Source organism: Grimontia celer (genome assembly GCF_900055185.1).
Lineage (GTDB): Bacteria > Pseudomonadota > Gammaproteobacteria > Enterobacterales > Vibrionaceae > Enterovibrio > Enterovibrio celer.
The window spans coordinates 1,019,740-1,032,205 of record NZ_FIZX01000001.1; the positions used below are offsets into that span (position 1 = coordinate 1,019,740).

Consider the following 12,466-nt stretch of genomic DNA (forward strand, 5'->3'; position numbering starts at 1 on the left):
TCTCTCTCCAGCAGCGTTCACCGGGTCTTCAAATTTTCGTGAGTATCATAGATCACAAAAATGTGAATGCAATTGAAAATAGTGTGTTTGGTATAAAATTGAACGCAAAGGCTTAAAAAGATAATTCTATGTTAATGAAACGTTTCCTTTGTTGGTTGGGAAAAGGAGAGATTGCACAAACCTTAAGCAATTGCTCTCTCAGTTTGTCGGGCTTTGAGCTATCTTAATTTTGAGACGCTCTCTGGCTCAAGAAAATCCCTGCGAGGCCGATACAACTTCATCTGAACTGTAATTAAATCTGTCAATGACCACGTTTAACGAAATCCTTGGTACCAAATCGGGTGATCCTGAATCCACTGTTAAGCAGCGTTACAAATTGCTGTCTGTTCGCGTGCACCCAGACAAAGGTGGTTCCAAGGCATTGATGCACCTTGTCCGCCATTCCTACGACAACATCATCAAAGGGAAAGGCGAACATCCCCTCGCGATTCCATCTGTTTCTTCTGGCGGCAATACCACGGCGCTGGCACGTGAATTAGCTGCGGTGAAAAAGGAAAGGGATGAATTCTCCGCGCTTAATCAGCTGCTCAAGGTTCAACTTAACCAGTCCAGAAAGGGAAATACTGGCGGTAGTGGCATCGACTACTCGCGTAAGATCGCACAGCTAGAAGGTGAAATGGTACTTCTCAAAGAAGAACGCAATCGTCTTCAAAGCCAGAAAGATGCTGCCATTGTCGAACAGGGCAAATTAGCGGGTGAGTTGCGCCGAGCGCTGTCTGAAAACGAAATGTTGGAAACTGAGCTTGAGCGAAACTCAGGCGTGAAAATGCCGGGGGCTGTTCAGTGGGCACAGAAGTTTTGGTTACCTGCAATGGCGATGTCGTCATTGATTGTGGTTTTGTTCCTTGGGGCGAGCATGGTGAATTGGTCAGCAATGACAACCTGGTTTGATAGCGAAGAGCCAGAAGTGACTCCGCCAACTGTCCGAGTGGTTCATGCCGAACCGAAAAACCAAACCATCGCTGACAATGAACCCACCATTGAAGAAATAGTCCCGACGATGGAAGAAACTTTGCGGCTGCCATTTTTGAAGCTGACAAGCAAAACAGGGGTGTGGTCCTTGGCATCTTATACAGAGTCGAACAGGCCTTATATTTCTATCAGGAGCGCAAACGGGTCTTACATCGTGAATGACTGTAGTGGCGAGTTCAGGCTTTACCTGAATGAACCTCTTAAGCCTTTGCGAGTGGCTGCGAACTTGATCTATTTGCACCAAAACCAACATTTCCACGTATATAGAATTCCATATGGGCAAGGTTCAAGTGCGGATAGCTGGTTACAAAGCCGCAAGTTAGAGATCAACGACGAACTGTTTACGAGTGAATCATTCAGAGATAGTCGCGATGCACTGCTCAAAAAGTGTACTGGTGCTTAGGTCTGATTATGCAGTCTCACGTTTTTCGTTCTAAGTTTATGAATATGAAAATAAAACAATGGAAATGTGATGGTTGAAGATAACTTTCTCATTAGCAGTTTTAAGCCGGAACGACAGGATATCGCGACTGGCGTATTAAAACGCCAGACGCTTGTAGTGAGTGATTGTGTCGGTGTCAGGGGCGTTGTAACAGGGATTGGCGTGCCTGAATGGAGCGATAATCACGAACCCGCTAAAAATGACGCGCATGTCGTTTCTACGCTGATGCACTCTGGTTGTACACTGATTGGCAAAGCTCAGATAGATGACTTTGGCACCAGTATTAGCGGACAAAACCCTTTCCGGGCCAAATTATCTAACCCAGTATCTCCTGATGTTCGCATTGGCGGGTCATCTTCTGGTATCGCAGTGGCCGTGGCTCGGGGGCGAGCGTCTATTGGTATCGGCAATGACTGCTGTGGTGGCGTGTTGATACCTGCTTCGTTCTGCAACCTTATTGGGTACAGGCCCTCTCAAGGGATGATCGATCTTCGTGGTGTCACTTCTTTTTCGCCATCATTTGATGCCGTTGGAATTGTGACCAAGCAATTGCCAATAATGTATCAAATCGCGGAGAAGTGTTGGACAAAAGCGCCAAGAACTGTCCGCCTCAAATCCATTAAATACGCGAAATCCCTTTTCCATGAGTTGTTGCCTATTGAAGCAATGCTTGAGTGGGAAGTGACTCTCTCTGAATCAAACTGGCGGTTGAATGAAGTTCCTAGTCTTAGCAAACTCACTCTCACCCAAGCGCATAACATCCACACTGTGATGCTTGGCCGAGAAATAGATTTACAGTACGGGCAATGGTTAGATGCTGCTAGTCCGAAGATGACTGATGAAACGCTGGATTATCTGAAGCTCATTCGTGGAAAAAGCTTCAAAGAGTTTGTCGAAACGAAAAAGAAACGAGAGTTTTTCAGCGACAGCCTACAGGGATTTTTTGGTAGCGGCGAAGTGATGATGATCCCCACGTCACCAGGACAAGCCCCAAACGAGATGTTTGTCGACGACACCTTTCTGATTAATCAACGCAGGCTCTATGCCATTGCAGAGGTGGCAGGATTAGCACAAATTACGCTACCAATGCTAACCGTTGAAGGAGTACCGATGGGTGTTTCTCTGCTTGCGCACCCCGGAGAAGACAGACTTCTTTTTGAAGCGGCTGGTCGCTTACTCAAATAAACTGGATTACGGCTGCAAGGTTAAACAAGCACTTTCATTTCATTACCATTTTCGCACTCCAGCCTAGTTGTCAACAGGCTGTCTCATTTTGTCTCACTGTTTCGACCCACATGTAACATGGTGATGTGCAAACGGTTTGTTCGTCATCTAACGAACTATTTTTACCGAACTCCGACCACTCATATCGACCTCATCTTTAGACATTAGGTCAAGAAAAATTTATTTTTTCTTTAATTTCATGGTAACCATCAGATATTAAAGGAAAAAAAGGCCATTGGCTCATGGTGAACCTATCAACAGAATCTGTGGATAACTAGGTGAATTAGTTGGGCGATGAAAAATCTAACTGGATGAAATATAATATGAAAAAATTAACTTTAGGTCGATTTCATTTTCGCTATTCAGCTGTGAATGAGGTTTGTTACAGTCTTATTAACCCCTGAGGTTAAAATTGTTTTAAAACTAACCGAAATTTTCTTCTGTTCACCTTTGTCGGACGGACAGATTTCTTGCTAGAAAATCCAAGCCAGACTGATGTGTCTCAGTCTGGCTTGGTGGTATTACAGCGCTTCAATCAGGTCATCAACGCCGTTGCCGTTCGCATCTAACCCGCCAAACTCATCAAACTCGCTCAGCTTTCCGTCGCCGTTGGTGTCGAAGTTGCTGAAGCTGGTTTCGGCAATATCATAGTCGGTGCCGTTGTTGCCGGGGTTATTGCTTTCCAAGTCAATAAAGTCCGGAATGCCGTCGTTGTCTGAATCGGGAAGGGTTGCGACAGACGCACCGATATTGACGTCATCCACCATGAAGTTGTTATCTATATCTTCAAAGCCAGCTTCGATAATGTCTGGCTTGGCATCGTTATCACTGTCCAAGTCCAAATCATTAGGAATGCCATCACCATCCGAGTCAGCAACAAACTGAGTGCCCGGCAGAGGAGAAAGCAAGAAACGGCTGATTTCAATGGCGCCACTGTAGAAGCTGGAGTCGATATAGAAATCTGGTGTTTCACCCTCATAGAGAGAAGTACGCAGCAGTTCGTTATTGCGGAAATAGGCAATCACACGGTCAGCAACTTGAATGGAGAGCGTATCACCAATCGCAATGCTACCGAACGAGCCTTTTGAAGACCCACTTTCATAGATGTATAGCGTGCTCCCTACAACATAGAAGGCGTAGTCGATGTCGCCATAGCTGGCGGAGGTTTCTTCCTTGCCTAAGCCAATCATGTTGTAGGTGCCAAGGCTATTAAGGATGAAACTCAACTGATAATGGGACCGGAAACCGTATTCAGAGAAACGCTCAGAGTTTGCCTGGGACTGCCAGTAACCACCGTTCCCGGTGAGAGAGCCATTATTGAAACTTGCATTGCCAGTGAGAACTAGCCAGTCGGACACACTGGCATTGATATTGGATTCGAGTTCGTTGGAAATGCCATCGTTGTCTCTGTCCATATCACTGTTATCACCTAAGCCATCACCGTCGGTATCTTTGGTTTCTGATGCATCTGTCGGGAAGGCATCAGCATTGTCACCTACACCGTCACCATCCGAATCTGTATTCTCGTTAGGATCGAAGGGGAATGCATCGTAGATGTCCAAGGTACCATCGTTATCGTCATCTTCGTCGTTAGGATTAGCGAGCCCATCGCCGTCGGAATCTTCAGCGCGGTCATCTACGCCGTTGCCGTTTTGGTCAGTACCGCCTTCACCGTCCTGAGCATCCAGCATGCCGTCGCTATTGGTATCAAAGGCTGCAAACTGATATCCATGCATATCGAAGGCGGTGCCATCGTTTACTGGATTGTGGCTCTCCAGGTCGAGGTAATCGGGAATACCGTCACCGTCTGAGTCTGGAGCAGGATCCACTGAACCCTGAAGGTTAGTGGTATCGACTTTGAGATTACCATCAGCGTCAGTTAGCCCGGCCTCAACAACGTCTGGGATAGTGTCGTTGTCGGAATCGAGGTCAATATCGTTGTTGATGCCATCACCGTCTTTATCGATAGCAAAGCCAGCGCCGGAAAGCGGTGAGAGCTCAATACCTGACAGGCGGATAGCGCCACTGTAGAAGCTGGTATCAAGGTAGAAATCAGGCGTATCGCCACTGTAGTTGACTGAACGGACAAGTTCGCCGTTACGGTAGTAAACAATGGTGCCGTCATTCACCTCCAGCGTTAGGTCATCACCGACGGCGACAGAGCCAAAGCTTCCTCGGTAGGCACCGCTTTCGTAGATATAAAGCGTGGTGCCAGCGATGTAGAAGGCGTAATCGATATCGGTATAGCTTGCTGAACCCTCAACCTTGCCTAAGCCGAACATGTTGTAAGTGCCAAGGGCATCGACATGGAAGCTCAGTTTGTATTGGTCTGTGAAACCATAGCTGGAGAAGCGGTTTGAGTTGGCTTGATAACCCCAGCTTCCTCCGTTGGCGGTGAGTACTCCGTCAGTGAAAGCGGCATTGCCAGTGAGAACAGGCCAATCAACGACAGGTGCGCTGGTGCGGGCTTCCAGCCCATCGGAAAGGCCATCATTGTCTTTGTCGATATCACTGTTATCGCCTACACCATCGCCATCAGAATCTGTGGTTTCAGAGGCATCGTTAGGGAAGGCATCGGCATTATCGCCCACGCCATCGCCGTCGGTGTCTGTGGTCTCAGATGCATCTTGTGGGAAGGCATCCGAATTATCGCCGACGCCATCTCCATCCGTATCTTTGGTTTCAGTGGCATCTGTTGGGAAGGCATCGGCATTATCGCCCACGCCATCACCATCAGAATCGGTGTCTTCGTTTGGATCGAATGGGAAGGCGTCGTTAACGTCTAAGGTGCCGTCGTTATCGTCGTCATCGTCATTCGGGTTGGAAATCCCATCCCCGTCTGCATCTTCGGCACGATCATCGACACCATTGCCGTTCACATCGTTGCCGCCGAGCTCATCATTGCCATCAAGTTTACCGTCGCCATTAGAATCGAATGCAGCAAAGTCATAGCCGTGCATGTCGAAGGCGGTGCCATCGTTTTCTGGGTTCTGGCTTTCCAAATCGAGGTAATCAGGAATACCGTCACCGTCTGAATCCGGAGCAGGGTCGACAGTGCCTTGCAGATTGACTGAGTCAACTTTCAGGTTGCCGTCAGCATCGGCTAATCCGGCTTCAATGACATCTGGGATGGTGTCGTTGTCGGAATCGAGGTCAACATCGTTGTTGACGCCATCCTGATCGGCGTCAGCGGATACACCGCTACCGGACATTGGCGTGAGGCTAATATTGCTCAGGCGAATTGCGCCATTGTAGAAGCTTGAATCAACGTAGAAGTCCGGTGTTTCTCCGCTGTAGCTTACTGCGCGGATTTCCTCGCCGTTACGGAGATAACGGATAGTGCCGTTGTTCACTTCCAGCGAGAGGGTATCGCCGGTAGCGACACTGTTCGCGCCAAAGTTGCCGCGATATGAACCACTCTCGTAGACATAGAGCGTGGTGTTCACAATATAGAAGGCGTAATCAATATCAGGGTAATTTGCGCTGCTTTCAGCATTACCCAATCCAAACATATTGTTACTGCCCAGCGATTCAACCGTGAAATTCAGACGATAGTTATCGCGGTAGCCGTACTCTGAGAAACGTACTGAGTTCGCCTGATAGCGCCATGTGCCGCCATTGGCAGAGAGTTCACCATTGGAGAAGCTCGCTCCATAAAGCACGGGCCAGTCAACAATGTCAGCTTTGGTGCGTAGTTCCAGCTCGTCCGCAAGACCGTCGTTGTCACGATCGATATCCGAATTATCACCTACACCATCGCCATCAGAATCTGTGGTTTCAGACGCATCGTTGGGGAAGGCATCGGCATTATCGCCCACGCCATCACCGTCAGTATCTGTGGTCTCAGACGCGTCGTCAGGGAAGGCATCCGCGTTATCGCCCACGCCGTCGCCATCAGTGTCTTTGGTTTCGGTGGCATCTGTTGGGAAGGCATCTGCGTTATCGCCGATACCATCACCATCAGAATCGGTGTCTTCGTTTGGATCGAATGGGAAGGCGTCGTTAACGTCTAAGGTGCCGTCGTTATCGTCGTCATCGTCATTCGGGTTGGAAATCCCATCCCCGTCTGCGTCTTCCGCACGATCATCGACACCATTGCCATTTACATCGTTACCGCCGAGCTCATCATTGCCATCAAGTTTACCGTCGCCATTAGAATCAAACGCAGCAAAGTCGTAGCCATGCATGTCGAAGGCCGTGCCATCGTTTTCTGCGTTTTGGCTTTCCAAATCGAGGTAATCAGGAATGCCATCGCCGTCTGAATCTGGGGCAGGGTCGACAGTGCCTTGCAGATTGACTGAGTCAACTTTCAGGTTGCCGTCAGCATCGGCTAATCCGGCTTCAATGACGTCTGGGATGGTGTCGTTGTCGGAATCGAGGTCAACATCGTTGTTGACGCCATCCTGATCGGCGTCAGCGGATACACCGCTACCGGACATTGGCGTGAGGCTAATGTCGCCCAGGCGAATCGCGCCATTGTAGAAGCTTGAATCAACGTAGAAGTCCGGTGTTTCTCCGCTGTAGCTTACTGTGCGGATTTCCTCGCCGTTACGGAGATAACGGAGAGTGCCGTTGTTCACTTCCAGCGAGAGGGTATCGCCGGTAGCAACACTGTTCGCGCCAAAGTTGCCGCGGTATGAGCCGCTCTCGTAGATATAGAGCGTGGTGTTCACGATGTAGAAGGCGTAATCAATGTCGGGGTAATTTGCGCTGCTTTCAGCATTACCCAAGCCAAACATATTGTTGGTGCCCAGTGACTCAACCGTGAAATTCAGGCGGTAGTTATCGCGGTAGCCGTACTCAGAGAAACGCACCGAGTTGGCCTGATAGCGCCAAGTACCGCCATTGGCAGAGAGTTCACCATTGGAAAAGCTCGCCCCATAAAGCACGGGCCAATCAACAATGTCAGCTTTAGTGCGCAGCTCTAACTCGTCCGCAAGACCGTCGTTGTCACGATCGATATCCGAATTATCACCCACACCATCGCCGTCAGAGTCTGTGGTTTCAGAGGCATCGTTGGGGAAGGCATCGGCATTGTCGCCGACGCCATCACCGTCAGTGTCTGTGGTCTCAGACGCGTCGTCAGGGAAGGCATCCGCGTTATCGCCCACGCCGTCGCCATCAGTGTCTTTGGTTTCGGTGGCATCTGTTGGGAAGGCATCTGCGTTATCGCCGACACCATCACCATCAGAATCGGTGTCTTCGTTTGGATCGAATGGGAAGGCGTCGTTAACGTCTAAGGTGCCGTCGTTATCGTCGTCATCGTCATTCGGGTTGGAAATTCCATCACCGTCTGCATCTTCCGCACGATCATCGACACCGTTGCCGTTCACATCGTTGCCGCCGAGCTCATCATTGCCATCAAGTTTACCGTCGCCATTAGAATCGAATGCAGCAAAGTCATAGCCATGCATGTCGTAGGCCGTACCATCATTGGCGGCATTCTGGCTCTCCAGGTCGAGGTAATCAGGAATACCGTCACCGTCTGAATCCGGAGCAGGGTCGATGGAGCCTTGGAGATCGACTGAATCGACTTTCAGGTCGCCATCAGTGTCGGTCAATCCGGCTTCAATCACATCTGGAATCGTGTCGTTGTCGGAATCGAGGTCAATATCGTTATTGATGCCATCACCGTCTTTATCGATATCAAAGCCAGCGCCGGAAAGCGGTGAGAGCTCAATACCTGACAGGCGGATAGCGCCACTGTAGAAGCTGGTATCAAGGTAGAAATCAGGCGTATCGCCACTGTAGTTGACTGAACGGACAAGTTCGCCGTTACGGTAGTAAACAATGGTGCCGTCATTCACCTCCAGCGTTAGGTCATCACCGACGGCGACAGAGCCAAAGCTTCCTCGGTAGGCACCGCTTTCGTAGATATAAAGCGTGGTGCCAGCGATGTAGAAGGCGTAATCGATATCGGTATAGCTTGCTGAACCCTCAACCTTGCCTAAGCCGAACATGTTGTAAGTGCCAAGGGCATCGACATGGAAGCTCAGTTTGTATTGGTCTGTGAAACCATAGCTGGAGAAGCGGTTTGAGTTGGCTTGATAACCCCAGCTTCCTCCGTTGGCGGTGAGTACTCCGTCAGTGAAAGCGGCATTGCCAGTCAGAACAGGCCAATCAACGACAGGCGCGCTGGTGCGGGCTTCTAGCTCATCGGAAAGGCCATCATTGTCTTTGTCGATATCACTGTTATCGCCCACGCCGTCGCCATCAGAGTCTGTGGTTTCAGAGGCATCGTTAGGGAAGGCATCGGCGTTATCACCCACACCGTCGCCATCAGAGTCGCTGGTTTCAGACGCGTCGTCAGGGAAGGCATCCGAATTATCGCCGACGCCATCACCATCCGTATCTTTGGTTTCAGTGGCATCTGTTGGGAAGGCATCACTGTTGTCACCCACACCATCACCATCAGAATCGGTGTCTTCGTTCGGGTCGAATGGGAAGGCGTCGTTAACGTCTAAGGTGCCGTCGTTATCGTCGTCATCGTCATTCGGGTTGGAAATCCCATCCCCGTCTGCGTCTTCCGCACGATCATCGACACCGTTGCCGTTCACATCGTTACCGCCGAGCTCATCGTTAGCATCGAGTTTACCGTCACCGTTAGAATCGAATGCCGCAAAGTCATAGCCGTGCATATCGAAGGCGGTGCCATCGTTTTCTGGGTTCTGGCTTTCCAAATCGAGAAAGTCTGGAATGCCATCATTATCAGTGTCTGGGGCAGGGTCGACTGAGCCTTGTAGATTGATAGCATCTACGGTGAGGTTGCCGTCCGCATCGGCAAGTCCAGCTTCAATGACATCTGGAATCGTGTCGTTGTCAGAGTCGAGATCAACATCGTTGTTAATGCCATCATTGTCGGCATCGACAGAGAACCCGGAACCAGAAAGTGGCGACAACGAGATGTTTGAAAGCTGAATCGCGCCGCTGTAGAAACTTGAATCGACATAGAAATCCGGTGTATCACCGTTGTAGCTGGTGGAGCGGACGAGAGTGTCATTTCGATAGTAGGCGATAGCGCCTTCGTTAACCTGAATTGAGAGAGTATCTCCAACAGCAACGGAACCAAAGGTACCACGCGAACTGCCGCTTTCGTAAATGTATAGCGTGCTGCCAACAACGTAGAAGGCGTAATCAATGTCGGTGTAGCTTGCTGAACTTTCGACATTGCCCAAGCCAAACATATTGTATGTGCCTAGTGAGTCTACGGTGAAGTTCAGTGCGTAGCGGTCGTTGAAACCATAGCTAGAGAAACGGTTAGAGTTCGCCTGACTATTCCAGTAGCCGCCGTTTCCAGAGAGCACACCGTCGCTAAACCCTGCGTTTCCGGTGAGTACGGGCCAATTGGTGATGTCGGCTGAGGTGCGTGACTCTAAGTCGTCAGATAAACCATCATTATCTCGGTCTATGTCGCCATTGTCGCCAACGCCATCACCATCGGAATCTGACCACTCATTCTGGTCATTAGGGAATACGTCACTGTTGTCACCAACGCCATCGCCATCTGTATCTGTGGTTTCATTAGCGTCGAGTGGGAAGGCATCATTTACATCTAGAACGCCGTCATTGTCGTCATCGTCGTCCTGACTGTTGCCTATGCCATCGCCATCGGTATCGTATTGCTCATTGGGGTCGAGTGGACGCCAATCTTCGTCGTCATTAACACCGTCGCCATCGTCATCGTTGTCAGCGTTATTGCCGATACCGTCACCGTCAGTATCGACGGTTTCTGTGGCATCTTTCGGGAAAGCATCCTCTTCGTCTGGAACACCATCGTTGTCGTCATCGGGATCCTCATCGTCAAGAATGCCATCGCCGTCGGTATCAACAATGACAGACTCTACGAGGGTTTTCATATCCAGAATACCTTCGGATACCGTAAGGCCGCGCCAAGCTCCCACAGGACGCGCAGTGTTCATCACCAGCGCCTTTATTTCGCGAAAGGTCATGCTTGGATCCATTGCCCAAGCTAATGCAACGGCACCAGTGACGACAGGCGTCGCTTGTGAGGTACCGCTGAAGCCTGAATAACCGCCAGAGGAATTTGCTGTAGTGAACTCTGTCGGTGCGGCGATATCCACGCTGACTGCGCCATAGTTGGAATAGCTGATACGACCTTCGCCCTGGTTGGAGGCTGCAATACTCAGAATGTTGTCGTTATCGTAGGAGGCGGGGTAGACGGGACTGTTATCAATGTTGCTGTTAAAGTTGTGCGAAGCAATCACCATCAGGTGATCATCGCTTTCAATATCAGTAATCAAGTCTTTGAAAGCCTGACTGTAGTCGCCGCTTATGCCCCAACTGTGGTTTGAAATGCGAGAACCTTTGTCCGTGGCATAGCGAAGAGAAGCCATCGCGTCAGATACGGCAGCAGAAAAGCTCAGTGGACCACCTGTATCCATCAATTGACACTTCCAGGCACTACCGACATAACCAATGCCGTTGTTGCCTTCACCACAAATGGTGCCGGCTACTGGGGTGCCATGACCACCGAAGACTTGATTGGTGCGACCGTTGATATCATCAACGATACCGTTACCGTCATCATCGACGCCATTGCCGGCAATTTCGTCCGGGTTAACCCAGAAGTTATTACGAAGATCTTCGTGGCTGCGCAAAACCCCCTGATCGTAAACGGCAACAGGACCAATAGCAGAGGCGTCGGTCGTGGTTTCCCACGCTTCATAAGCGCGCAGTTGATTGAGCCACCAGGCAGTACCATTGCTGATCCCTGCATTTGATTCGTTGGGTGCCAGAGCCCACTCAATCAGGTAATCAGGCTCGGCAAAAGCCACGTTAGCGTGAGCATTCGATGCTTCGAGTGCTTGGGCAAACGTCAGCTCTTTAGGGATCTCGTATACATGAACCGCCGTGGATGGGTTAGCTGGATCAATACTGCGTAGATGGGAAAAACCTATATCTTCCAGCGCGGTTAAAGGCTCCGCACTCTCAGTAATTCGAACGGTCAGCACATCGGGTACATGCCTTGACTCAGCCATTCGCGCAAAAGTCGGCAACAAAATGGGGTTACGCCCCTGGCTGACATGATAGCTTTCAAATTTTACCCAACCTGGCGTTCTGGGTTGTGCTAGGTGAATCGCAATCTGATTGCGCCAATATTCACTGTCTGGGTAGTTTCGTAGTGCTTCCTGAAACCAAGGTCTTTCAGCATCAATCGGATACTCTACACCGTTCCCAGCCAGACTCTGTTCAAACGGAATTCTGGGTGTTTGATGCTCGGCATTGGCAGCTGAAATAGGCGAAACAGAAGGTCGTACGATTGCATGTTTTCCGCCTTCCAGATACACCTCACCATTATAAGTCGGTGTTCGAAGATCGTTGACGGCAATTGCAGTGAGCGTACAAAAAGCGATAGCTGCTACGGAGACAATGGTTTTTCTTAAAGCAGTACTGACAGGCGAGCGAGCTTTCTGGTCAGCATCTGTATGGTTTTTATTTTTTGCCACGATAAATACCTTTGCGATTGCAAGCTAATAGATAGGTGCGGTTCACATTTATTTTTATGGCCTGTTCTTCTGCTTTTTAATTGCTTGGAAAGCACGAAGGAAAGTAGGCGCTGAAATTATCGTAGTGCGGCAAGTGATGTTTATTGTGTAACAGTTTTACGACGAAACATGTTTCGCATTTAAATTAGAAAACACTTGTTTGCTAATGATAACGATTAACAGCTTTTTGAAAGCAAATAATGATGTCGATTCGTCTGGTTGGCATCGCTACCATCAGGTCTCCGGGTCTTTGCATAGCATA

At 49.6% G+C, this 12,466-nt stretch carries 3 protein-coding genes; 2 read left to right on the top strand and 1 reads right to left on the bottom strand.

Going from position 1 to position 12,466, the window contains the following annotated elements; all coding sequences use genetic code 11:
• Nucleotides 1–304: 304 nt before the first annotated feature.
• Together GCE9029_RS04605 and GCE9029_RS04610 are read left to right on the top strand one after the other, a co-directional pair.
• A complete protein-coding gene (locus GCE9029_RS04605; RefSeq protein ID WP_062661237.1) occupies nt 305–1,435 on the top strand; it encodes a hypothetical protein in 1,131 nt (376 codons plus the stop codon).
• A 69-nt stretch (nt 1,436–1,504) separates the two neighbouring features.
• Nucleotides 1,505–2,659, top strand: coding sequence for an amidase family protein (locus GCE9029_RS04610; RefSeq protein WP_062661238.1), 1,155 nt, complete (start codon nt 1,505–1,507; stop codon nt 2,657–2,659).
• A gap of 560 nt (nt 2,660–3,219) precedes the next feature.
• On the opposite strand, the gene GCE9029_RS04615 is transcribed toward GCE9029_RS04610, so the two are convergent.
• Nucleotides 3,220–12,165, bottom strand: coding sequence for a S8 family serine peptidase (locus GCE9029_RS04615; protein WP_062661239.1), 8,946 nt, complete (start codon nt 12,163–12,165; stop codon nt 3,220–3,222).
• Between the last annotated feature and the right edge of the window lie 301 nt (nt 12,166–12,466).